The organism is Listeria ivanovii subsp. londoniensis (genome assembly GCF_000763495.1).
GTDB lineage: Bacteria > Bacillota > Bacilli > Lactobacillales > Listeriaceae > Listeria > Listeria londoniensis.
Genome location: NZ_CP009576.1, coordinates 723,060 through 749,935, shown reverse-complemented (window position 1 = coordinate 749,935; position 26,876 = coordinate 723,060). Strand labels below are relative to the sequence as shown.

The following is a 26,876-nucleotide window of genomic DNA, read 5'->3' as shown; positions in this document are numbered from 1 at the left end:
GTTTTCATAAAAAATCAAGTTAATTTTTGTAATAAAGCAAGTAATTGTTCTTCGTTTGTAACACAATATTCGGGTTGATAGAGTGCGTCTTTCGGTGTTAGATGCTTACGTCGATTAAGCCAAATTGCATTCCATCCAGCTTGTTTTGCCCCAATCACATCATTTTCAAAAGAATCTCCTATATAATATGTTTTTGAACCAATCATTCCTAATTGCTCTTCTACTAACGCAAATAAACGTTTATCTGGTTTTTCATAGCCAATATTCCCAGAAATAAAAGTGTTTTCAGCTGGAATCCAGTCATTTATACATAAATCATTTATTTTATGCTGTTGATGCAAGCTTGGTCCATTCGTAATAATCCCCATAATCGCATTTTTGCTTTTCCCCCATGTAAAAACTTCTTTTATTCCTGGTAAAAGCGTGATTTTCCGTTGATTATTTTCATAAACCTGTTGGAATATTTCTGCTTGTTTTTTGGTAATTTGGTAATCAAAATCATTTAATGCTCGCGTAATTCGGTAAATATGCATCTCTGCTTTTAGCATTTCCCCATTTACAACCCGGTGGTACACTTCATCGCTATAAAAACGACTTTTAATATATAAATTTTCGATTTCTAGTTTGCTTTCATCACCAAAAACGGTTTTAAAAGCATCTTCAAATGGTTTTAATTGATCATATACTGTATCATCAATATCAAAAATCAGATTAATCATGTTTTCCTCCTACAAAATAGCCACTTCTCTTACTCTACCATTAAAACGCAATATGAGGAAGAGCCTAGGCAAAAAGCCCAGACTCTTATCGTTTTATTTAGCTAATTGTTTAATTCTTGTTGTTGCTCCTTTTAGATTGTAACATTCAGAGTAACTGCGGATTGGGCGCTTTATATGGTCAATTACAAAACGCTTGCCATCAATATTATTGGCTGCTAAATTAGCATATAAAGTATTTATTTCTTTTTTTACAGCGGCATCATTAAATGTATAATGACCTGCGATGTCTAGTATTTCCAGTGATAGTTCGTCATCTTGCATAATTTCATTAACGGTAATATCCTTTTGTCCATCTAGCATCCACTTGCGCCAGCGTTCACTCTTAATAGATTGTACGAGTAAGACTTCACGTGTATTAGAAGGGTTTTTAATTAAGCCATTTCCCGCTAATCTCCGCTCCAATTCCACTAGTTTCAAGTATGCTCTCGTTTCTTCTGTACCATATTGTGGAGCTACATTCGTTGCAGTAATTTCAGATGGGATATGCTCGAGAAGCGTCACATCATCCAAATAGTCACCGTTATGCTCTTTTAATCCAACGCCATATTTCTTCGCCATTTGCGCTAAATCATACGCATTTTTAAAGTTAAAATGTCCAACTTGTTCTGTTTTCCGTGTTAAAGTTCCCGTTTGACCAACAATAAAGGTTGGTAATGGCAAATCACGTTTTTCAAGTTCTTCTTTCAGTTGAATAATAAATTTTTCATATGTTTCAGTAGAGGTTAGCCCGCCGTTTGTCTCTTCTGTTCCTACTTCATAGCCAATTTCCGGGAGATGACGCTTTTTTCGTTCCGCTTCACAAAAGGCAATTAAGTCCACTGTGCGCTCTAACACTGTTTCCAGTGGGATTACTTTACCAACTTCAAACGGGTCTTTCGTTGGATCAATCATCAGTAAATCGAATCCCGCCTCAATATCAGCTACATACGACTGCTTACCAAGCTCCATTGCCTTTTCTGTAGGTAAATGCTCATTTCGTTCTTGATCACGTTGCCAAGGGCCTCCGTGGTCGCGACAGACATAGTACAATCCATCAAAGTCTACTTCATCCGCAACTTCTTTAATGGCGTCAATAAAACTAAATTGATTCCAACCATTCACATAACCTCCACCAAGTTCATCTGCATCCACTTGATTTCGACTTGCAATAAACATTAATGGATAGTCATCTTCTTTCGCTAATTCAAAACTTGCTTGTAGTAAATTTCGTGACATTGGACCAACGCCAATAAGTGTTGCGCTATCTCCGGTTGTTTGTAATTTTAAAAGGGATTCGACTGCTTTTTTAATAGGTAATTTCAATTGTTTGTTCCTCCTAGAATTTAATTTTATGAAAACATTGTTTGTAGTTTTTTAATAAGTGCGTCAGATTTTTTAATAATATCGGAAACGCTCATTTTCACTACTTTTTTACCTTTAAAACGTTGACTTTCTCTAATTTCCACATCATTTGTAATAATGACGCAATCTGCTTCCTCGATTTCTTTAGCAGTTAATTTATTTTCAATTCCTGAAGAGCCTTGTGTTTCTACTTTGATAGTAACGCCCATTTTTTTTGCAGAAAGTTCGAGTGATTCTGCTGACATATACGTATGCGCCACTCCACTTGGACAAGATGTTACAGCTACAATTTTCATTAATTATCATCCTTTCTAAATATCTTCAAAATTAATATCTAAATCATCAATTTCTTGACCTTCTTCCAGTGCCTCATCCAGCTCGGTTGCATCTTTTTTCAATATCCTAAGCATAACCGCTGTTACAACGGCTCCTAAGGCAATCGAAATGACATAGCCAATCCGATTTTCTACTACCGGAAGTACAATGAGCCCTCCCCATGGTGCATGATTCAAACAACCAAATAAGAACGCCGATATATTCCCAACAATCGCTCCGGTCATTATGGAAGGTATAACCCGTAACGGATCAGCTGTTGCAAATGGGATGGCGCCTTCTGTTATTCCCACACTTCCCATAATTAGAGCCGCAATACCAGAGTCTCTTTCTACACGAGTAAATTTTTTAGGGAAAAGTAGGGTTGCCGCTCCAAGTCCTAGTGGAGGTACACAAATCGCTACACCAACACCACCCATTAAGTAGGGAAGCGTATCTACTTGTGTCTGCGCAAATGTTGCTGCTACTTTATTGACTGGACCACCCATATCAAAGGAAATCATCGCTCCAAGAAGTGCTCCAAGCGGAACTTTTGCTGCACCAGATAAACTATTTAAGGCACTTGTCATCCAGTCCATAAAGCCAGAAATTGGTTCCCCAATAAGGAAAACGATAATCCCACCGGTTATTAATGTTCCGACCAGTGGATAAATGAAAATAGATCCTAATGTTTTCATCGAAGTCGATAATTTAATTTTTTTCAGTTGAATAACGACGAAACCAGCCAGGAAACCAGCAACAATTCCACCGATAAATCCTGCACCAATTTCATTTGCCAAGTATGCCCCAATCATCCCTGGAGCAAGTCCTGGTTTATCCGCCATACTAAATGCTATGTAACCACCCAAAATTGGAATAAATAGTGCTAATCCTGCTGCACCAATCTGATTTAATTTTGCGAGCCAACCTGCATCCGGTACAGCGGCTTGACCACTTAACATAACCGATAGCGCAAAAAGTATCCCCCCTGCTACGACAAATGGAATCATGTAAGAAGTTGCAGTCATCAAATGTTTTTGCAAAAATTTAAGCGTTCTCATTTAGTTACCCTCCGTCACACTTTTATTTAATAAAGCTACTGTTGCTGCATCATCCAGCACTCTTAATTTCATTCGAAAATCTTCATGCATTAACCATCTTGCTAATTTTGAAAGTACTTTTAAATGCAAATTACCTGCATTATCTTCTGGGACAGCAATTAAAAATACTATTTGGACAAACTCGTCATCTGTCGTCCAGCGTACTGGATCGCTTAACTTGCCAATCACAACACAAGGACGATTTACACCACGACTCTGAGCATGAGGTAAGCCAATTTCATGTCCGATATAGGTTGAAAGTTTTCCCTCTCGCTCTAAGATATCTTTTTCAAAACGTACTTTATCTTCCAAATAATCGGCTTGCTCTAAGGCATCTACCAGTGTTAGAATTGCTTCTTCTTTCGTTTTCACTTCTAAGTTAGAAATGGACAAGAAGTCGATTTCCATGCTCATACTATCCTAACCTCCTCCTCGTATTTTTTAATAATTCTATCTGCATCAATCACATTTTCCGCTTGTTCTAATTGGGAAATAAAATCAGTTTGGTAGGTCATTTTCGTTAAAGTAATGATTGCTGGAATCTGTTCTTTTTTATCCTTACTTGCGAGAATAAAAATTACTTTTGCTTGTTTATCACCAAAAACGATTGGTTGTTTACTTATGAGAAGTGCCATACTATTCATTCTCACTAAGCTGCTATCATTTCCATGAAACAAAGCAAATTCCTCATCTTTCACTGAATAAAAGCCTAATTCTTCTTGTATTTCAATAATATTATTTGCATAAGCTGGAAGAACAAACTGATTATCCGAAAGTAGTCTTGTAGCGAATTGAATTGTTTCCTGCCAAGCTGTCATTCCTGAAATGATTTGAATTGCATCTGTTCCAATTAATTCACTTAAGCCCAGTTTTCTGTTGGGAATACTCACATGCCCATAACCTAGTTCTTCTTTGATTACACTAATCACTTGCTGTTTAATTGAACTCTCTAGAAAACTAAGTCGCTTGTTAATAGCAAAATAACTAGTTAAAATATTCTTCTTTTTTAAGCCTTGCTGCTCTAACGCCACAAAATCGCATTCTTTTAAAACCGGGCTTACTTTAACAGTTGGCTTTGGCAAAGGTGTGGTCATTTTTGCAGTCGTAATGACTAAATCCACTGCTGCAAAAGACGTAAAATCTTTCAACATATATTCTGGAATAGTTGCAACAAACGCAATTTGGTACTCACTATTAAGTGTATCTTTCATCATTGCAATCGCACCATAACCAAGTCCGCAAACAAGTAATACATTTAACTTTTCTTCTCGCTGGTTCCGTTGAATACTTGCTAAGAAATGAATCGATAGTAGCGAAATCTCATTTTTATTTTCAACACTTTCAAGCAATGGTATGGTTTTAATCGCTTTACTTGTCGCATCAAAAACATAGAGAAATTCTGCTGGAATAACATCGAATGTATCTTCATAAATTTGTACCTCGCCTCGAATTCGCTCAATTAGTGGGGCTACATGGTTCAAAAGTCCTTTATACAAAATGGCATCTTCCAAAAAAGGTAAATTCAGCTCTTCACTCATTTTATTTATAAGTGCGTTTACCAGCGTTTCGGTTGTAATTAAGTCCATTTCTTCATTAAGGCTCGCGTATTTATTAGTAAAGAAGACGAAACCAACTAGGATATTCAACTGCTCCTGGGTAAGTTCTGAATCTAAAATGGTTTCCATCCCTTGAACGAGCTGCGAATTAAAGATTGGAAATACCAATTTAGCATCATTCAACGGGTTTTCGATTTCATTTTTCACATACCAACAAAACACTAAAATATTCGCTAAATACCAGTAAAAGGATTCGTCATTTAGCATCCATCCCATCTGTTTCAGGAGTTGTTTGGACCATCTATTCACACCACTCAAGTCAATGTTTTTAAAAGAAATTTTCATCTCGTTCAATATGCATTTCTTGTAAAAATTGGTTTCGATATCTTCGTTTTGGATTAAATCAATATAATCACGAAGTACTCGAACTCGCTCATTCAAAATAGCGCTTTCATTCCCATTTAAATGATAACCTCGCTTATACACCAACTGGAGGTTCACTTGTTGGAAACTGTCTTCTACTAGTAATAAATCTTTTTTAATCGTCGTTCGCGAAACGTTCATCCATTTACTTAAATGCTCCAGGTTCACTTTTTTAATATTAAAATACAACAAATACTGCAAAATATTAATTCTTTCTTGTGGAGTAAAAATATATACATTGTTTTCCTCTAGCGCTAATTTGGCCAAATCCGCTGATAGAACGAGTCTCCCTTTCCCCTCCTTTAAAATTGGTTTTAATTGATTTAGGGTGAGTGCATCGTTAATATTGTCGATATCATATCGGATTTTTCGCTCAGATATTTCTAATGCCTTGCTGATATCACGAATATTTGACTCATCCTTGCCTTCTAAATATTTTATAATTAGTATCATTCTGCTACTTAACATCTCCGTCACCCTTTCATACTAGTTGCGATAAAATGACTTAGAAGGCGTGTTCCTAACTCCATGTTACTGCCCTGTAAGCACTTCCACAATTTACATAATTCGAAATATTTTTTTACAAAAACTATAGGTCTTGTAATACAAATTTTGCTATTTATCCTTTCACTAGTCATTATACCTGTTGAAAAATAGAGCAACTAGAAGATTTTACCGAGATTACAACAAGAATGTTCCATATGAATTTTGTACGTAAAACAAAAAAGACTATACCACTCAATGATTTTAAATCAAAGAATGATCTAGTCTTTTTTTTAATTATTTAAAGCTACGTTTTCTGCGGTTAAATAGCCATAGAAGAAGACTAAAGCTGAGTAAGCCAAGGCCTGTCCAGACTAGCCAAGGGTCGGTTTGATTCCCTGTTTTGGGTAGCGGTTTGGTGGCTTCGTAGTTAGTGGTGTGTTGATGGTTGCTGTTGCCTGAAGGGGTCGTCCCACCTCCGGAAGGGCTACTTGGCTTGTTTGGGTCTTCGACTTGAATGGTAGCCGTGACGGATAATTGGCTTTGGCCTGCATCTGCGGTACCTTCATTTGGATCGATGGTGTATGTGACCTGGTATTTCCCTGCTTTGTTTGGTTGGACGGTACCACTTGTTTGTACATCCTCAAAAGCGATTTCTTTTCCATCACGGTTAGTTGCCTGGATGAAATTATCTTTCGCGGTCCATTTACCCCCTACTGGGAGATGGCTATCTTGCACAGTGATTTGAGCTTGGTTTTTTAGGACAGTCACATGCGCTACGACTTTAACCCTATCGTAACTATAGCTAATTTCATAGGTGCCTGGGACGTTGGTGTCCACGGTTCCTGTGACGGTCATCGCCGAGAAGGAGACTGGCTTGCCTTTTTTGTCCGTGGCCTGATCGAAATTAGTTTTTGCCGTCCATGGGTCGCCTGCATATATCGTGCTATCATGAACGACAATGCTAGTTTGTCTTGGTTCGACGGTCACATGAATCGTCGTGGATATCCCGTCATAGCTGTAAGTCACTTCGTATACTCCCACTTTCATCGGATCCACCGCTGGGTTTTCGCTTACAGTGATGTCTTTATACGAAACGGCGTTGCCGTCTTTATCGGTCGTGCTATCCAAGTTATCTTTCGCAGTCCAGCTGTCTCCAGTATATAGCACAGAATCATGAGCGTGGATGGCCGTTTGTGGATTTTTGACGGTTACTTGAATCGTCGTGGATATCCCGTCATAGCTGTACGTGACCGGATACGTCCCTGCTCGTGCTGTATCGACTGTACCGCTTACTTGGATGTTCGAGAAAGGAACGGATTGACCGTCTTTATCGCGTGCGCTGTCAAAGTTATCTTCCGCGGTCCAGCTGTCGCCCATGTAAAGAATTGAATCATGGGCATTCACCGCAGTTTGAATGTCTTGGACCGTTAAGGTAATCGTTTGTGCTACTTTCCCGTAGCTGTAGGTGACTTGGTAAGTGCCTGCTTTGTTCGTATTCACGGTTGGTTTTTCAGTCACTTGAATAGCTTCGAAAGCGATCAGGTTACCATCTTGATCAAAGGCGCTATCGAAATTATCTGCGGCACTCCAACTATCTCCGACATAAATAGCAGAATCATGGACACTAATACCGGATTTATCTTCTTTGACAGTGACGGTAATCGTGGTCGACGCGCCAGCATAGGTATACGTGATGTGATACGTTCCTGCTTGATGGGTATCGACCGTCCCCGTTACGGTGACATCCGCTAAAGGAACCGGGTTGCCATCTTTATCGAGCACGCTGTCCAAATTGTCTGTGGCACTCCAGGTATCGCTGGTATAAATGGTTGAATCGTGGGCATTCACAGCGGTTAGGTCATCTTTGACGGTCACTTGAATCGTGGTGGATACGCCGTTATAGCTGTACGTGACCGGATACGTCCCTGCCACACTCGTATCCACGCTACCAGACACGGTGATATCGCTAAATGGTACGGTATCTCCTTCTTTATCAATGGCACTGTCAAAGTTATCCGCTGCTGTCCAAGTGTCTCCGATATACAAGGTCGAATTATGGGCATGGACGGTAGTTAAATCTTGCGCCACAGTGACGGAAATCGTCACTCCGACGGTCTTCCCCTCTTTCGCTAAGGTATAGGTGAGTGGGTAAGTCCCCCCTTGCTTCGCGCCATGTTGGATGGCAGCTAATTGTGTTGGATTCACTTGCACGAAGCTTAAACGATCTTGGGCACTGGATTGAACGCCACTTTTCACTTCTTCGAAGGCCGCTGTTTTTGCGAGGCTTACTGCCTGGGCATCGGTTAATGCGACAGCTGCTTTATATTCCAGCGAAAAATCGGTCGCTCCCATGGTGAAACCAGCTTGTTGCACAATGGTTCCATCCGGAGAAGTAACATAGACCGGTGCTGTGGAGCTTTGTTCGGTACCAAAGATGTCTTGCAGGGCAATCGTTAAATCGGTCGCTGCGATTGTTTTATTGCCAGCTGAAACACCTACTACAGCGGCAGAACCGTCTGTTAAGGTTTGTACCGTCGCTACGCTAGTGTTCGCGCTTGTCCACTTGTATCCATTCGTGCTTGCTTGGATATTTTGGAAGAAGGCTGGTTCAATCGTATCTTCGGCAGCTTGCCCGCTGGTGGAGGCTACTTTTGGTAAGGTAATCTCCAAGCTTCGTCCGGTTTGTACGCGTTTCTCATTTAAATTGACTTTCAAATCTTGCGCTGGTGTATAGGCGTAATAACCCGCATTGATGGACTGAGAAGTAGGCCGTGTGGGATCAATGTTTTTCGCCCAACCTTTATCAGTGCCACTGTAGGGGACGTCGCTATCAATAGACGTATCTTTCCCGACATTTTTCAACGTATACTGATACCCTGCTTTGTCTGGGAATTTCACAGCGTAATTACCGTACCCTACGTCGGAAGTATAATCAAACGTATAGGCGCCGTTGGCATCGGTTTTGGCGGTGATGTTCTCCCCATTTTTCGTTGCTGGTTCATAGGCGGAAGTGGTGCTATTCCATTTGTAAAGTTCGACAGTTTCGCTAGTGAGGACTTCATCGCCTTTCGTTTTTTCCAAGAGTCCGTTGGCATCTTTGTCGTTAAATAATGTCCCAGCGACTTCGCCAATCACGAGTTCCGCCCCTACTTTCGTGCCGGCTAATGACCCGGAGAATGTATTCGTAATCACCCGATAATACGGGTTGTAGACATCCCGCTCACTGATTTTATTTCCTTCATTGGCCGAATCAAAAGTTTCGTTTACTTGGAGTGGGACTTGGAAGGTCTGAGTTTCACCGGCGTTGATTTGTGTTTTAACGTTGATACGGACCATATTGACTTTTTCATAGTCGGATACGGTAGCGCTATATAGGCTAGTTGAATCGTAATTATCTGCGGTCGCTTCGGTTGCGTAACTCACGTCGAACTGCGCTTGTTGTTCGGAGGTGATATGGATAGCATCGCTTAGTTTCATGTCCCATTTAAAGGCGTCATTTTGGAATTTGGATCCGAAGTTTTGCCCTGTTTTTGGGATTGGAATATAGAGTTCAAATGTGCTTGCTTCGGCGCTAGAAGTATTGGTGACTTGGACCGTATAGTCTGCGTTGGTTCCTGGAGTAAAGTAGGAAGCAGTGCTGTCATCCCCTTCCACGTAGGCAGCTTTGGCGCCTTCACCGGCGACGCTTAGGAACGTTTCTACGGTGACGGTGTCTTGTTTGGGGATGCTTAGCGCGCTACTGTTGACGGAAAGTAGTTTTTCATTGTCTTTGCCGTTTTGGTTCACGTCTAGTCCGGTATCTAAGAAACTATTTGAACCGATTGCGGAAGTAATATTTGATCCTCCCCAAGCAAGTACGTCTTGGATATCCATATCAATGCTTTTATCAAGAGTTACATCGAAGGTCGTGTCATAACTAAGATTTAAATACTGTGTTTTGTATGGATAACCGACAAATGTACCTACAGTCACGTCTGTTGTCTTTAATACATAGACTTTATTTCCATTATTTGCTGTTTCTTGCTTAATTGAAAAAGTAACTTCTTTTCCATCTTGATTAGTTAGTCTAATAGTAGATGGGTTTATGGAAGTTCCATCTATCTCATGAAGGTAAACTTCTGGATTATTGATTACAGTTCTCGTTCCATAGGGGTAATCAAATAAAAGTAAGCTCGCTTTAGTCGTAACAGTATCTCCCGCACTTGCTACCTTAATGGCTGAACCTGCTTTGTTATAAAAAGAGGCCGTTCCATTGGCAGCGCTGGTAATTGTATTGGAAACACTATAGGTCGATACGCCAGAAGCCTTCGTATTCGCTTCATCTTCCGCATTCCAAATGGAACCTTTGAAATCCACCGAGGCAATTCCAGGCTTAACTATTCCGTAAGACGCTGTACTATTCCATCTAAATGTTCCGCCTTGGTCAGTATTTACAAAACCAACAGAAAAATCTCCTACATTTGCTTTTACATCCGTAAAGTATTCTCCTTCTTGTAGACCAACTGCACTTGCTTCCAGTCTTGCCATTTTGTTATTGCTAACGGGAAGCTTCCCTGAGTAGGTTTGATAACTTGAATGGAGATTTGTTTTATACTGAATATCTGTTATTTTATTTCCAGCAATGGTTCCATCAAATGGTAAATTAACAGAATATGCTTCCCAATTCGGGTCAAACTCAACCTGATATATTTGATTGGTTTTCTTACCAGCAGTTTGTAAATTATTGATTTGAATACTTCCTGCCCAGGTTTCATTATCTGGATTAATATTTCTATTAGCAGGTACTAAAGCCAGTTTATTAACAGTAGTATCAACGACCTTACATGTATCTAGTGCTGCTTTGGTTGTTAAATCAGTCAAATTAGTAGTTAGTGCATCTGATTCAAAGATTGCATCATCATATGTTTTGATACTTGCATGAGGTACTTTAGTTGCACTATAAGTTCCCGCCACTGTCCCTTTAGGTATTTTGTATTTTACTGAAAAGACAGAATTAGATACACTGTTTAAATTCATTTGTTTATAATCAATGACCACCTTATTTTCACTCGGATAAGCTGTAACAGAGATGTTAGAATTATTAGGTACTGCATTTCCGCTATTGTCGATAATTCCTACATATTCCATTCCTTCTGGATAGTATAATGTCACTGTCAGATTTTTAGCCATAAAAATAGCTGCTCCTCGGTCATCTGCTTGATTTAGACCATTAACCACAGAATATGGCTTTGTATAATTATATGAAGGATCCGTATCAGTACTAGCTAAAACCTCTGATGTGCCATGATTGATATACCAAGTACGGAACATGGTTTTTACATGGTCTTGATTCGCATAACCGACCACTTTATTTCCTTCCGCATGAATCGTTTGTTTAGCGGAGGCAACTGGTGTGCTCGCTCCGCCGACAAACACTTCTGCTTTTATCGGCGTTTTTAAATCGGTTGCTCCGTAATATTTTGCTGCGTCTACTCGGACCGAAAAAGTAAAACTCGCTTTTTCTGTTCCTGGTTCTAGTTCATAACTCACTGTGCCAAATGTTGCTCTATTATAGTTAGTTTCTCGATTTGGCATTGTCATAGACGTAATTGCAATACCAAGCGGGTCACTTGCACCTAAATAGTTTATGATGTTCATATCGCTATTACTACTTGGCTTATAATCATTTGGAGCAGGGAGTGAAACAAAACGCATTCCATCTGGCAACGTAAAATCAACTTTTTTACCAGTGAAGCTACTATCACCAAAATCTACTGTAGTTGTAACGGTTTTGATATCTCCATTTGCCCAAGCTGTTTGATTGTAATCTGGAACACTTAAAGATACTGTTGTTTGACTATTTTTAAAAAGTGGCTTGTTCTCTTTTTTTATATCTTGGTCTTGGTTGGTTGTATCTTTTTGATTGGATGGTTCTTGTTCATTGTTTGGTTCGCTTGCTAAAATAAGGTCACTCATATTATAAGATGCTGTATAGTTGTTAACTTCTTCACTAGTTTCTGTATTCTGATAGCTAATAAGAAAGTCCACTACACCATTTTTTTCTGTTATATAAGTTGTTTCTGACCTTTCCGTTTTCTTGCCATCTGGTGTCTCGATAGCAAGGATTTTTATCTGCTCATTTTTTGGTGTTACTTTTATTTTAAGGGTAGCTTTCTTTTTATCGTTTGATAGCTCTTTTTGAACTTCATATGAAAGATCCTCATTGCCATTTTCTTTTGCTAATGCACGAATAGGTGCTAAATTCAATTGGCCAAGTAATAAGAAAAAGGCTAGTGTTAATAGCATATAACGCCGCATTGGATTTGCTTTTGTCATAAAGAATTCTCTCCTCTAGTATTTTTTTCCGAGTTATAATTTCCTGTGAAATTCACCCTATATAATAGATATTACAAGCACAACCATAGCCTGTACATGCCATTAAGATACTTTATATAAATAAATGAAAAAAAGGGATGCTATCTACAAAATTCTGCCACATTATACGTCCGTTTTCGTCACATTTCTGTCACATTCATTGCGGAAACTACTATTTTTATATTCAAAAACCCGACTAATTAGTGCCCCCATCTCGCTATTCTGAGCCTTTTTCAGATAAAAAAAGCACCTGTCACCTCACAGGTACTTTTCATCATTTCAATAATTTCACATAAATACGTTGCCATAAAAACAGTACAAATCCAGCCACTAGAAGACTAAATACGACTAAATATATTCTTACTCCAAATTGAGTACCTAAAGAAAGTTCTGCTAGATTTGTGAATAAACTATATAAAGCTCTAATCGCAAAATAGCCTATAAAGTATAGTCCTGTAATCAAAAGGACACCAATGATCTGCATTATTTCTTTGGATATTTTTTGCGGTGCTCGCATTTTTTTCCAGAGCATGATTGGAAGGAAAAGCCAGCTACTCCAATAGATAATCACCGTAAATAAAAATGGAATCGCAGGTATTTGTACCGTGAATAGACATACTAGAAGTGTTGCGCTGATTACAACGAGAAAAGCTGTTACTTCTGCATCTAGTTGATAATGGTCATGCCATAGCTGATAGCGTTTCATTTTCTCTAATACTTCTCCATCTTTTGCTAAATAGTGACGAAGAACAGCAAGAATCACTAGCAGAACTAGAAAAAAAGCAAGCATTAGTCCACAAATTAGCAATAGTGTATCAAAAAATCCGCTCGCCATTCTTTCCCCTACTCTCTGTTGGTTTTCTTTTGCTTAGTCTTTCGAAAATCCGCTCCGCTTGTTTAGAATCTGTTGAAGCGAACTGAGCCATAATATTTGCTTCATTTTGAACAAGGTGTAAATAACCTAGAGCAACAAAAATCGGCTCAGAAGCAATACTATCTAAAATGATAATTTCACTGTAATCAAAGAAGCTTAAGAAATCAATATGTTCCTCTAATACGGTTTGTTGTCCTTCTTTTGTATTGATGACAAAGCCCTCTACTTCACCTTCAAAAAATTGCCCCATAGGCGAGACGATTTTAAGTTTCATTTTCTTCTCCTCCTATTTCAAGTCTTTGTAGGATCCGATAAACAAGAAGTCCCGCTCTGAGCGTTCATCATAATCGCCATTCAAAATGCGTTCAATACTAACGAGCAAATCTTCAATGTCAACGAAGATACCTTCTGACCCAGTGAATTTTTCAGAAACATAGAATGGTTGAGAAAGGAAATTACGAATTTTCCTCGCCCGATTTACAAGGTTCTTATCATCATCACTTAATTCGGCAATTCCTAGCACATTGATGATTTCTTGTAGTTCCATATAGCGTTGTAAAATAAACTTCACTTGTACAGCTAAATTATAATGACGTTCCCCTACAAAATTCGGGTTAAGTGCGCGTGAAGAAGATTGAAGCGGATTAACAGCAGGGAAAATACCAAGGGCGGCAATCGAACGTTCCAATACGATTGTCGAATCCAAATGACTAAATGTTGCAACGGCAGAAGGATCATCAATATCATCTGCTGGTAAGAATACACATTGAATCGAAGTAATAGAGCCATCTTTAGTAGATGCGATGCGATCTTGAAAGTCTCCAACTTCTTTGGAAAGTGTTGATTGATAGCCTCCTGTAATCGGAATTTTACCTTGTAATGAAGAAACCTCCGAACCAGCTTGGATAAAGCGGAAAACATTATCAATGAAAAGTAGTACATCTTTCTTCTCTTCATCCCGTAAATATTCAGCAATGGTTAAACCAGTTAAAGCAACACGCATCCGAACACCCGGTGACTCGTTCATTTGACCAAGTACAACGGTTGTTTGTGGTAATACACCGCTTTCTTCTAGTTCTTTATATAACCCAATTCCTTCGCGAACACGTTCCCCAACACCGGTAAATACAGCATTTCCACCTAACATACTGATATTATTAATTAGTTCTTGCATGAGGACAGATTTACCAACACCCGCACCACCAAAAAGTCCAGTTTTACCACCTTTTAAAATTGGGCAGATTAAATCAATTACTTTAATTCCTGTATATAAAATTTCTTTATTTGTATCCAGTTCGGAGAGTTTCGGCTGGTCACGGAAAATGGGCCATTTAACTTCTGTATCTGGTTCAGGTTTCCCATCAATTGCTTTTCCATAAACATTCAGCATACGACCTAATACTTTTTCACCAACAGGAACTTCAATTGGGTGTCCTAAATTAACAACAATTGTCCCTCTTGAAAGCCCACTAACTTCACCGATTGCAATAGCAGATACAGTATTGATTCCAGTGTGCTGAACGACTTCTGCTAGATATGTCCCTTGGTGTGTTTTATATTCTAGTGCATAACCAATTTCTGGTAAATCACTTTCATTAAATTCTATTTTTAAAACAAAACCACTAATACTAATAATGGTCCCCGTGTTTTTTTTCATCTATTCTTCTTCCTTCCTGATTGTCTGTGCACCACTGATGATGTCTAAAAGTTCGCTTGTTTTTTGTTGCAGGGCTTTTTTTCTAGCATCAAAAATTGCTTCTTCAAGCTGTTTTTGGATATTATCCTTCGCTTGCTTCATCGCGATTCGACGCATACAATATTCGCTGGCAACCGAGTAGCGGAACATACTATAAAGCAATCCACATAAATAGTTTTCGAGTAATAGTTGCTCGACCTGCTCATCATCCTCCTCATAGTCAAGAACATAATCAACCTCAATTGGCTGCATACCTTCTTCTTCAGGAATATCAGGATAAATTTTTTCACACATCGCTTCTGAATGAACAGCATTAAAATATTTGGTAAAAACGACATATAGTGCATCAATCTCTTGGGCATTAATTTGGTCGATAAAATCAGCAGTAATCGCTGTAGTTGTTTCTAAATCAATATTCTCAAGCGATACTTGCAAGTAAGCAGTGATGCTCTGACCAAGCTTAGTTAAATAACGATGCCCTTGTTCACCGATAACCACCCAGTTAATCTTCACTTGATCACCAAGCGATTCAATAAGTCTGTCAATTTGCGAAAATACTTCACTATTATAAGCGCCGCAAAGTCCACGTTCAGAAGTAACCGCAATAGCAGTGATATTCTTTTCCACAACTGCTTGATTATTTCCATTATGCATCGTTTTCCTCACCCAACGTAGACTTTTTAGAATAGTTTCGTAATAGCTAACAGCAGCTTCGGATTTTTCTCGAAGTTGGGGTAGTTTTCCAAGTGTCGCCAATTCTGTCACATGGACAATTTTGCGCGTGGAGTTTAGTGCTTTGATTTTTTTTTGAGCCTCATTTGTGCTACTCAACTAAAAGGCCTCCCCGCTTCCAGAATAATTTCTTCTAGCATTTTAGTATGCGACTCATTCAAATCACTAATTTCACTAATCTGACTTGAAAATTGTTCGAATGCTTCATTTTTATGTGCTTTTTCTAACAGTAATCCCTTAAATGTTTGTATTTTAGCAGGTGGGATTTCCGTTAAGAATCCATGTTGAAAAGCGTATAAAATAGCTGCTAAATCTGCTACTGATAATGGATTTAAAATATTTTGTTTGAAAAGTTCTGTCAAAATCCGACCATCCGTAACCATTTTCATACTCCCATCATCCAGTGCGTTCCCGAAGTCAAGTAATTCTTTTAATTCCTCATACTGCGAAAGAATCAATGTTAGGTTTTTGCTAAGTTTTCGAATAATTGGGTGTTGTGCATCTCCACCAATCCTCGAAACAGATACCCCAACATCTACTGCCGGTTTTTGGCCACGGTTGAATAAATCAGATTTTAAAAACAGTTGACCGTCTGTAATGGAGATAACATTGGTAGGGATATACGCTGTTACATCATCGGATAATGTTTCAATCATTGGAAGTGCTGTGATAGAACCCCCACCATGCTCTTCATTCATTTGGACCGCTCGCTCAAGCAAACTAGAGTGGATGTAAAAACTGTCTCCCGGATAAGCTTCTCGACCTGGTGGGCGATTAAATAGTAAACTGATTGCCCGATAAGCATCTGCATGTTTTGTTAAATCATCAAAAATAATCAGTACATCTTTCCCTTGATCACGCAAAGATTCTGCTACAGCCATTCCAGCATATGGTGTTAAATACTGAGATGTAAGCGAATCACTAGCGGCTGTTGCAACAACGGTTGAATAATCCATTGCCCCGTGGCGTTTTAGTGTTTCAATGACTTCGGCAATGTAAGCTGCTTTTAGTCCAATTGCTACATAAATACAATGAACATTTTGATCATGCTGATTGATAATTGTATCTACTGCAATTTGTGTTTTTCCTGTTTGTCGATTTCCAAGTATCAATTGACGTTGGCCACGACCAATTGGTGTAATCGAATCAATAGATGCAAGTCCAGTATTTAATGGACGAGTAACACTATCAATCGTCATAATTGCCGGAGTTACACAAAAAAGTGGATAACTACTCGTTGGCTGTTCATCCATTTCGTCATAAAGCATTTTTCCAGTTGTATCAATAATACGACCAGCCATATCTTCAAAAAGAGCTACTTCCATAAAACTCTCAGCAACAGAAACATTCATACCTTCTAAAATATCATTTGTTTCATCTATCAGGCCAATCCCAACGAATTCTTCATTCAGTTCAAGAATAATGCCACGATGCTTTTCGTCAATTAATACAGCCTGATGAAGCGCTGCATTCTCCAAGCCAGAAGAAAAAATAACACCATCGGAAATTTTTTCAACGCGGCCATGCTCTTTTAAATAATCTAAGTCCACAGGGGTTTCGTATTTTTTCATATCAAAATGAATTGTTTTCAAATTTTCACTTCCGCTTCGATTTTTTCTGTTGAGCGCTTAATTAATTCTTGGTAGCTCATATCAATGGATTTCATTCCATATTCTAGAATTACTCCACCAATTAATTCTTTTTTAACATAGTACTCGATTTTATAATTATCATGATTTGGCTGCCAAAGTTTTTCAAAATGGTTCGCTGATTCTTTGCTAGCAACTATTACACGAATAAGTCCTGTGTAAAAGTGAATATTGTAAACACCTAAATAATTTCGATAAAGCGAACGCGATTGACGGTAAGAAAAGTGTGTCAGCATATAAAATAGAAACTGTACAAATTCCGCATCTAATTCATCTAACGTACCGTCCTCACGCATTACTTTCAATTTTTGTTCTGGTGATAAATAACTGCTTTGATAGATTTGTTTAACAGCCAGTCTGCTTGACCGCTCATTGTATTTTTTAAATGACTCCATAAACATATGCAATTGCTCTGCTGAATACATTTCGAATAACTGCAAAATCACTTTATAAGGAAGTGCACAACGTATTTTTTCCGCACGTATTAGTGCATCAAATTCCCGAATAGACTCACTGAATAATCCAGCTTCATCTTCCTCCGATTCAATAAAAACCTGTTGAAGAATTTCCTCTACATAGCTGCTAAGTGATTTCCGCGGTGCATGAGGAGTCGTTGCAATACTTGGAACTTCTACAATTTGCTTTGGCTTTTCATTTTGCCAAACATGAAGTTGCTGTTCATACTGTTTATTCTCCGCAATTAATTGATCGATTTCTTCTAAAAAAATCACTTCTTTTTGTTCTGCTTCATTAGCCAGCTGCCTGTTTTTTTGTTCTTCGCGTGTTGTCGCTACCTTTTGTCGCTTCAGCCGCCGTAAAAGACTTTCCTTTTCAAGCGACTGATCTTGGCTAAGTTCATAGAAGAAACTGGTTAGTATATTTTCTAGTTTTTTCAAGGCGAAATGAAGCAGATATAAAAAGCCCACTGCAAAAATACCATAAAGAATGATTGTTTCAATTATTTTTTCCATGTGTACACCCATCATATAAACGGATTAACCCAAAGCAAGATGACTGCAATCGCTAGTGCAAAAAGCATCAACGCGACAATCATTAGGAGTCCCAAAAAGAGACCTCCCATAACTTCTTTTTTAGCATTTGGGTTTTTTCCGATAATTTCTGTTGCTCTACTAACCGCAATCCCTTGTCCAATTGCAGCGCCAAGTGTCGCTAGTCCTACTGCGAGCGCTGCGCCAATTACGCTACATGCAACTACTAAATCCATTATTAAATTCCTACCTTCTTATGAGAATTGCGATACGATAAATGCGTATCTCATCTGTTAATCTTGATATACATAAAGCTGTAGCATACCGTTTTTATCATAAACAGCCACGCGATATTTAAAATTTTCTTTCGCTAATTTGGACATTGTTTGAGTAAAGTTTACCAGTCCAGTCTCATCTGTACTTGCTTGTTGTTGATTCCAAACTGTCCAAGAGCCATCGCTTCCATCCGTGCTTCTTTCAAAGTCTAGTTGGTAAGTTTCACCAGCTGAACGATTCATTGAAAATGCCATATCATATGTTGCGTTTTGAGGAGCAAGGACTTCTTCAATTTTGCTTGACATGTTAGTGTTTTTAACAGTTCCCTCTTCACCAATAGCTTCTTGCTCTGAGTTTGCTTTTGCTTCTGTTTCACTAGCTTTTTCTGTTTGAAACGGTGTTAAAGAAATCGTGAATTTAGCATCTTTGTCATAAGTAACTTCTTTTTTCACGGGATACTCAAATGTCTTGCTTTCTTTCGTTTCGTTGTTTGTCGTTTCAAGAATTAGTTTGGCTTCTAAATTGGCTGAATCGTCCGTGATAACTGGAACCATCCGAATGCTTCCTTTTTCTTGATTGACAATTTGATAATCCACTTCGCTATTGTCTACTTCATCTGTTAGTTCCACTTTTGCATTCTGAAGCGTGTAATCAGCTGAACTCCAATCATATTGAACTTGGAGCAGTTTATCCGAAGTTTGACTTGCTCGTATGCTTTTCAAAACAGTTGCTTGCATGGTGTAATATTTTTCTGAGCTGTTTAGTTCGATTGTTTCACCATTTTTCATTTCGATTACTGTTTGGAACTGGTAAGCAGTGCTTGGATTCAGTCCTGTAACATTAAGGAGCTCCCCGCCACCACCACTTACAAGGTTTGTACTAATATCCATATAAAATGAATCGCCATCAACTTTTGTTACTTTGATTCTCGTACGTTTAACACCATCGATTTGGGCATCTAATGCTACATTAACTTTCATCGTTGTGCTAGTCACACTTTGCATTTGATAAATAGCCGAAACCGTTTGTGTCGTGAAAGAATCACTTTGCATTTTAACTTCTTGAATACCTTTGTCTGTTCCTAAATCGTATTGATAAGTGAATTCAAGATGATATTTCCCGCTCGGTGAAAGGTCAGTTAATGTCGCTTCTGTATCCACAGCGGAAACATATTGTGTATTTATTGTTTTACCAGTACTTTCATCTACTGCACTAATTTTTGTCACACCGATTAAAGTGTTATTTGGATCAGCATAAGTGTAGCTAACTTTGGCACTAGTAACTCCTGGAGCAATATAACCGATTCGTAGTGTTGGGATGTTTCGTTCTAACTTCTTATTGAGCTCATCAATTTTTTTCAGAACTTCATCATAATTGTCAATTTCATCCAAATTACCACCATTACCATTACTGCCACCGTTCGTATTGCCATTTGAATTACCTTTAGAACCTCCAGTTGAACTTCCACTAGAGTCATTGTTGGCATTCTCATTCGAGTTACTTGTTTCATTACTGTCATTATTACTAGATCCGTTTCCAGCTTTTAAGGTGCTGCCATATTTTTTAGTAGCATTTAAATCACTGCTAGCCGTTTCGGTTGACTTGTTATTAGCGCCCTCTGATTCTTTATCTTTTGCAGCTATTTTTTTAGCAGTTTCTTTTGCTTTTTCTTCTTTTACCACTGTTTTTTCATTATCTGTTCCACCAAAACTAGCCAGATCAATTTTGCGTTTGTCGATTGTATAGGTTTCGTTACTAGCATCTAACACTGTCTTATCATTGACTTTTAAGGTCATATGGCCCAAATAACGACTTTTCTTTTTGTTTTCATAAACAGTCACACTACCTGTTTTATCAATCAGAAGAAGTGGTTTCGAGACTTCTTTAATTTTTTCACCACCAAGATAAAGGGTCGCATTTGCATTTAAAAAGTATTGTCGATTTGCTAGTTTAACAACACTATTCTCCGCAATTATCGAATTTTTATATTGATATGTTAAATTGCTTGGTTCATATATTTCTCGACCTTTAAGCTTGCTACTTACACCATCTATATCAATTACTGGCACGCTTTTTGTGAACATGAGCGAATCTTTATCCAGATAGAGAATGGTGCTTTCCATAATTTCGTTTCGGGTGTCCTCTTTATCATTTTTGGCAATTAATTGATCATCATTCCAACTACGATAAAGGGTATTTCCTTTCTGAAATTGCAATGTTTCCTGTTCGTTATTTAAAACCACACCATTATCAGGGAGGGAGACAAGATTATATCTTGCCTCCTTAAAGGAACCCCATAAGACGACAGCAATAATTATTAGCGGAACAACTGCAACGATTATGCCTATTTTCCATGTAGGTTTCATTTACTTGCCTCCAGTTCAATAAGTCCAAATGTTTTCCCTGATTCTGTTTCTTTTACAGTTACTTCAGAGTCTTTATAATCTGCATTAATTTTGACTCCAGTATCTAAATCTTCTTTTTGGATATTGTATGTTTCTGTAAAGTCTTTGCCAAACCAAGATTGAACAGTTTGCCATGCGGACAATTCTTTCGGTTCAACTGTAATGGTCATTTTCGTGTTAGCATCGGCTGTGTTGTTGCTCATTAACATAAAGCTGTCTTTCGAAATATTGGCTTTTAGGTTATTCGCTTCATTATTACCTTGATAAATCGCAATTGGTTGCTTCTCTTGATCAAAAACAGTTAACGTATAGTTGCTCGTTGGTTCCATGGATAGTGAAACCGCGTCAGAAGCGTCTTTTGCAGCAACTTTTTCTGTATCAATCACTTTGCCAGTTTCATCTTTTAATTCGTAAGTGTAGTTTCCTTCAGCGCTAGTGTCTTCTTTCGTAGTTGCGAGTTCAACATTTAGCGTATCACTAGTAGCCCGAACACGCTTAAATGCTTTTAGTAACGATGAAACATCTTCTTGTAAAGTAATAAAATTAGATGTTTTTTCATACGTTTTAATTTCATTCGTTGGTGTTTTATAAGTGATAATCATTTTCCCTAAGAAACTTTGATCTTTCTTTTTACCAGCAACACTAAATCCTTCTGAAACTGTCGCAGGATACGAACTTGGTAACGTAACATTTTTAGTTTGTACTAGCTCTGTATGCTCATTATTACCTCCATAATCAATCAACTCATAGAATTCCATTTTGATATTCTGAATGGTTGCTGATCCTGGTTTCACTTCTTTCGCTTGTAATTTAACGTTTTTAGTTGCTGAATCTAATTGAATAGTTAACGAATTAGAAGTGACGTATTCATCATCGGTAGTGAAGTTGAAGTTCGTATTCCATGGTCTACTTCCACCACCATCAAGATTATCGTAGCTCGTACTAATTGATAGCGTATAGCCCGTTCCTGGTTCTAAATCGCTAAAGGTATTTATCCAGCTTGCTGTATTTCCACCTGTAAAACTACCTTTTTTCACTTCTGCGTTGGTTGTTGTATTTCTTAACACATATTGGAATTGTTTATTCGGTCCACCTACTAAAAAGCTTTGTGGATCGTTATAAGAGAATTTCAATGTTGCTTCTCTAGTGGAAACATTTTCCAGTGTAATTGGTGCTGAGACATTACTTGGTGGTGAAATATAAATCGCTTTTGCATCACTCAGGAAACTAGGTGCTTTTGCTAGATTTGTTTGCATATAGGCTGCAATCACATACGTTTTACCAGAAATATAATTTTGTCCACCTGATCCTTTATATAATCCAAATTCAGGTGTCTTTGTTAAATCATTGAATGTTGCTACTGGTGTTTTCGTTCCTAGCTCTTGCTCAAGTGCTGCTAAATCGGACAAACTAGAAGTAATAGTAGCCGCATCATACATCCGATATTCAATATTTGTTAAAACATTACTTTCATCCACAAAGTTAACCGTTCCTTTAATTGTTCGGTTACCATATGCTGGACTCCACGTATAAGCAGTTGATGTCATGCTTGGCAAGCTTTTCTCCGTTTTAATTGTTTCGGTATAATAAACTTTATCTTTTTCACCAGTTCCGTCTAATAAATCATATTTCCCTTCTACTTTGACGATATAAGTGGTGTCTGGTGAAAGGCCAGTCACAGAAATGTCACGCGTTGGTAGTCCATCTACTCGGACTGAACCAGCAAGTGTGGTACCATCCTCTTCATACACATTTAGATATAGCTCGTTTTTATTATCTTTCTTCACAGTTGTTGCATCTTTGTCTTCACCGATAACATCTAGCTTAACTCGTTTGTCATAAATTCCGATGTTTTCTGCTGAAATGTCCGGTATAGCAAGTTCTTTTGTAGTAAGTGAAGATGCAACTTGTTCTGCTTTTTCTTGAGTAGAATATAAATCTATTTTCGACCCAGCAACTTCATCGTTGACCAGACCTATAGCAAAGTCCACATAACGTCCACTTAGTTGAGGGACATAGCTACCATCTTTTTGGCGGATTAGTTTGAAAGTATCAGCCGTTTCGCTATTACTAATCAAAATACCATTACGATAAGCAAGATATTTATCCGTCCAAATATTCTTAAATGTGACACCAGAGATATTACCATTTTCATCGGTTCCACCTTTGGTTACTGCAAATACATCTGCACTATTGATACTATTCGTTGTTGAAATAACACCATTAGAGGAACTAACAAATGACCCGCCATTTCCAATTGACAGATAATAATTGTCCATTAGATTTTGGTTGTCCATTTTGTTTTCCATATAATTCATTTTCATATTGAGCGTTAATTGATACGTATTACCAAACCAAATATTACCAAATGGCAACTCAATCGTTTGCGCATCAAATTGCTTACTTCCAGATTTTGATACTGCATAATCTGGTTTCGAACTAGATGCATCTTTCAACTCGTAACTAGTTTGCATCACTGTGCTGTTTGCCGTTCCATCCGACTGTGGTGTGATGACTAGCGAACGACCCGTTGCATCCATCTCAAGACTAGCACCAACTTGTGGAGCAGTTGTATTTAATGCACTTAGCTGTTTCGTCATGAACGTATCGGTTATTGCCGAACTTCCACTTGAAATAACATAATCACCTGTTGTTGTAAGAGTTGTTGCTCCAATATTTGAAAGCGGTAAAGTGACAGTGTTTTTTCCACTTTGAAGTGACTTAGTACCACCTGTCGAGCTTGCGACTTCTAAAGTTCCTGGTACAATCGCATCTTCTCCGTCTTTCACATAAACATTCATTTTGACTTCGCTACTTGAGCGACTTAAAATTTCATATTCTACAGTAGGTTTTTCTTTTTTGATTGGAATTGTTTCAGAACTAATCTCAATATGATGATCTTCGTAGTTATCATTCCAAACAACATCCGCTTTAATCGTGTAGTCATAACCACGACCAAGTAGTTTGTTCGTCAAATCAAAGTAAGCATATTTACCAAAATCAGCAGCTGTGGAAACTTCTTGTTCTACAAGAGGCGTATTTAGGTCATCTGATTTGTAGATACTATAAATGATGGAGCTTGTCGCATTGTATTTATCAACCATTGGTGTATCTGTCGCCTCGATACCTGCTAATCCACCTACTTTCATTTGATCTGCTTGATAATCGAATAATACTTTATCTGTTACTGGTGCTTCTTTTTTTGTTTTAAAGACAAACTGGCCAATAACTGGTACTTTATTCATACCGCTATCATAACCTTCTTCTACTTTTACGATATATTCTTTATTAATATCTAAGCCTTCAAAGTTATAGCTTTTACCATTAACGTTCATCAGGTCATCAAAATCACCTTGAAGAGGAATGGATTTCACAAGTGTATTCGTTTTATTTTCATAAATATTTAACTTAGCCTCATTTAGCTTAACTGCTGCATCAGAAAGTTTCACATTGACTTGTGCTTTGGTCGTTTCTACAGAGTCTAGCGTAAATGTTGCATTAACTTTGGAAACTTCTGTTGTCCGGAAAACAGTTGATTGTCCGATGAGTTGGTCCACCATTATTCCCGCTCCATCATCTAAATTGTAAGAAGCAGTCATTACAGCGATATAGTAGGTTTCGCTTTCTAGTCCGTCAAATTCTAGTAAATTGGTAATATCCGACTTACTCAAAAGATCCACAGTAGCAACAGGGGCACCACTATACATTCCTTGTGCATCAGATTTATATAATTTAAGTGTCGGGTGTGTCAAATTATCATAAAGAAGCGTATTATCTGCATCAAAAACTTCATAGTTGATGGATAATTTATCTTGCTCTGCTTCTTTTAAGGAAAACTGAACAGTTGGTTTTGTCTTTTTACCAACAATGACACTATTCGAAACCGGCGAGGCAAAAGTGAAATCTGACTGACCATTGTTACCTGAAATATAAGCAACAAATACATAATTACCGTCGCTCATATCAACGGTTCGTCCAACTTTGACTGCTGTATTTTTCTGACTAGCATCTACAACAGAATAAGCATATTCTTTCGCTTTTTCACCATTTGCTTTGTAATCATCTTCCAAATAAGCAACGTAACGGATACTAGTAATCGCATTATCTTTATCTGCAAGTTTTACTGGAGCGACAACAAATTCACCCTTATCCGTACTATAGGAAAGATTTAAACCTTCAATCGTTGGTTTTGCTTTTAACGTGGTGGAAATGAAATACCAGCTTTCGTCGGTAACATCTTTGCCATCCACAACTAGTTTGTCCATTTCAATAATATATTCCTTACTACTACTTAATGAATCAAACGTCACTTCTATTTGGCCATTTTTGGTTAATGCCGCTGCATCAACTGTGACTGTTTTAGAAGTCGTTACATTGCTATTGTTTTCTTTGATTCTTAATACAAGTTCATCGATTTGACCATAAAGTTCTGTCGCAGTTATTTTAGCTTTCAGATAATCTTCGCCGCGTTCAGTTACTTCCGGTTTTAATACAACCGGTTTTGCTTCCACTGTTTGGCGGAAGAAAATGGTTTCTTGCGTTTTATCACTTGCTGATTTGTAAGTTCCTTGTACGACAATTTGGTAGCTTTCACCATATTTCAAATTATCAAATGTGAAATTCTGGTTTGTTTTAGTTGATGATAATTTTTCTTTCTTCACAACATTGTTATTGCTGTCATAAAGAATTGCTTCGAGTGACTCCAGTCTTTTCGATGAGTCGGTAAGATTCAATTCCGCTGTGGCTGTTTGACCTTTAATAGATAAACTAACATCCACAATTGGTACTTGGAAACTATTCATACCATCTGTTTCATTCAGTTTTTTGATGACTTCATTGGCTTTATCGACATCGCCTTGATTGCCACCTGATTCACTTGGCTTAGTATTTGAGCCAGAGTCATTATTATTGGTACTAGAATCATTTCCGTTTGAACCAGAATCATTTCCGTTTGTTTCTGAACTATTTCCACTTGCCCCACCACTAGCATTTTTGGTACTTGAGCCTTCGCTATCACTTGCAGCTTGCTCTTGGTTATTTTTTGCATTAGATGGAGTATCAGATGTGTCGCTGTTTTTCTTCTCTTCTTTAGAATCATCTGTTGTTGCTTTTTCTGTTTCTTTTGTTGTTTTTAATTTTCGTGCATCTGCATTATCATCAATTTCTACCTTAATTGAACGTATATCTATATCTTGTTCATTTTTCGTTTGACTAACGAGCATTTCTTTTGTTAATTCAAAATGATAATGGTTATTTTCCATTTCTATATATGCGTCATCACTAGCTATTTCCTCCAGCGTCTTATCTCCCATTAGCTGAACTTTTTTATTTTCGTCAATAGAAACGATGACATTTTTTGGTAACTTTTTATTAAGTCCCTTTTTATTTTTCAAATAAGAATTATCTAAAATGATGTATCTACCTTCAGCAAGCTTAACAACTGTTCCTTTTGGAAGTTGTGCTATAGTTTTATCATCATCACTTTTCGCATTATAAACACCTTTGTTTTCTGTTACAGAAGTTTTTGATTGTAATTCAATTAAATCGGATGCGCTTTTGACTGCCACACTCTTGCCAAGGAATTGGATTCGACCATCTTTCAAAAACAAAGTCCTAGCGAGATTAATAGGTTTCATTTCTTTTCCATCGCTAATTGTCTTTTCATTATTAATCCAAGTATCATTGTACTCAGCATCTTTAGAAAAGTTAACATTTCCTCCATCAGGGCTATACGTATAACCCGCCATTTCAATGGCATAAGCATCGTCTCTCATCAGAAAAAAGGCTGAACCAATTGCGCTGATAGCAAGTAGTGCAACAATGCTTATGACTAAAATATTTTTCTTCAAGTTCTACCTCCACCTTCTTTGTGGTTATAATTTGGGCAAAAAAAGTAAATTATTT

Annotated in this window: 16 protein-coding genes; all 16 read right to left on the bottom strand. The window is 37.9% G+C overall.

What is annotated here, in order from left to right:
• Positions 1-14 precede the first annotated feature (14 nt).
• The 16 genes from JL53_RS03550 to JL53_RS03475 all read right to left on the bottom strand — a co-directional run bounded on the left by JL53_RS03550 (position 15) and on the right by JL53_RS03475 (position 26,821).
• On the bottom strand, positions 15-719 hold the full coding sequence (locus JL53_RS03550) for an HAD family hydrolase (RefSeq protein WP_003718769.1): 705 nt from the start codon (positions 717-719) through the stop codon (positions 15-17).
• Positions 720-812: 93 nt separating this feature from the next.
• On the bottom strand, positions 813-2,081 hold the full coding sequence (locus JL53_RS03545; protein ID WP_003718768.1) for a class II D-tagatose-bisphosphate aldolase non-catalytic subunit: 1,269 nt from the start codon (positions 2,079-2,081) through the stop codon (positions 813-815).
• A 26-nt stretch (positions 2,082-2,107) separates the two neighbouring features.
• Positions 2,108-2,416, bottom strand: coding sequence for a PTS fructose-like transporter subunit IIB (locus tag JL53_RS03540; protein ID WP_003718767.1), 309 nt, complete (start codon positions 2,414-2,416; stop codon positions 2,108-2,110).
• A gap of 15 nt (positions 2,417-2,431) precedes the next feature.
• Positions 2,432-3,493, bottom strand: coding sequence for a PTS fructose transporter subunit EIIC (locus tag JL53_RS03535; protein WP_038406784.1), 1,062 nt, complete (start codon positions 3,491-3,493; stop codon positions 2,432-2,434).
• Positions 3,494-3,946 (bottom strand): PTS sugar transporter subunit IIA, encoded by a 453-nt coding sequence (locus JL53_RS03530; protein ID WP_003718766.1) that lies wholly within the window; start codon positions 3,944-3,946, stop codon positions 3,494-3,496.
• Entirely contained in the window at positions 3,943-5,979 is a 2,037-nt protein-coding gene (locus JL53_RS03525) for a BglG family transcription antiterminator (protein WP_038406783.1), read from the bottom strand. Before JL53_RS03525 ends, JL53_RS03530 begins: the two co-directional genes overlap by 4 nt.
• Positions 5,980-6,291: 312 nt before the next feature.
• Complete coding sequence (locus JL53_RS03520) at positions 6,292-12,312, bottom strand: putative cellulose-binding protein LCP (protein ID WP_038406782.1); 6,021 nt, start codon at positions 12,310-12,312, stop codon at positions 6,292-6,294.
• 313 nt (positions 12,313-12,625) lie between these two features.
• Positions 12,626-13,186: a hypothetical protein gene (locus JL53_RS03515; RefSeq protein ID WP_003718551.1), complete on the bottom strand. Its 561-nt coding sequence runs from the start codon at positions 13,184-13,186 to the stop codon at positions 12,626-12,628.
• Entirely contained in the window at positions 13,167-13,499 is a 333-nt protein-coding gene (locus tag JL53_RS03510; protein WP_003718550.1) for an ATP synthase delta/epsilon chain, read from the bottom strand. Before JL53_RS03510 ends, JL53_RS03515 begins: the two co-directional genes overlap by 20 nt.
• Positions 13,500-13,511: 12 nt before the next feature.
• Positions 13,512-14,882 (bottom strand): F0F1 ATP synthase subunit beta, encoded by a 1,371-nt coding sequence (atpD, locus tag JL53_RS03505; RefSeq protein WP_038406781.1) that lies wholly within the window; start codon positions 14,880-14,882, stop codon positions 13,512-13,514.
• Positions 14,883-15,752, bottom strand: coding sequence for a F0F1 ATP synthase subunit gamma (locus tag JL53_RS03500; protein WP_003718548.1), 870 nt, complete (start codon positions 15,750-15,752; stop codon positions 14,883-14,885).
• Complete coding sequence (locus JL53_RS03495) at positions 15,749-17,245, bottom strand: F0F1 ATP synthase subunit alpha (protein WP_038406780.1); 1,497 nt, start codon at positions 17,243-17,245, stop codon at positions 15,749-15,751. The genes JL53_RS03500 and JL53_RS03495 overlap by 4 nt, the downstream gene beginning before the upstream one ends.
• The gene (locus JL53_RS03490; RefSeq protein WP_003718545.1) at positions 17,242-18,273 is read right to left on the bottom strand and encodes a F0F1 ATP synthase subunit delta; all 1,032 of its coding nucleotides are present in this window, start codon (positions 18,271-18,273) and stop codon (positions 17,242-17,244) included. The genes JL53_RS03495 and JL53_RS03490 overlap by 4 nt, the downstream gene beginning before the upstream one ends.
• An 11-nt stretch (positions 18,274-18,284) precedes the next feature.
• On the bottom strand, positions 18,285-18,527 hold the full coding sequence (locus tag JL53_RS03485) for an ATP synthase subunit C-like protein (protein WP_012985011.1): 243 nt from the start codon (positions 18,525-18,527) through the stop codon (positions 18,285-18,287).
• Positions 18,528-18,584: 57 nt separating this feature from the next.
• Positions 18,585-20,933, bottom strand: a complete 2,349-nt coding sequence (locus tag JL53_RS03480) for a hypothetical protein (RefSeq protein ID WP_038406778.1) — start codon at positions 20,931-20,933, stop codon at positions 18,585-18,587.
• Positions 20,930-26,821 (bottom strand): hypothetical protein, encoded by a 5,892-nt coding sequence (locus JL53_RS03475; protein WP_038406777.1) that lies wholly within the window; start codon positions 26,819-26,821, stop codon positions 20,930-20,932. Before JL53_RS03475 ends, JL53_RS03480 begins: the two co-directional genes overlap by 4 nt.
• Positions 26,822-26,876: the final 55 nt, after the last annotated feature.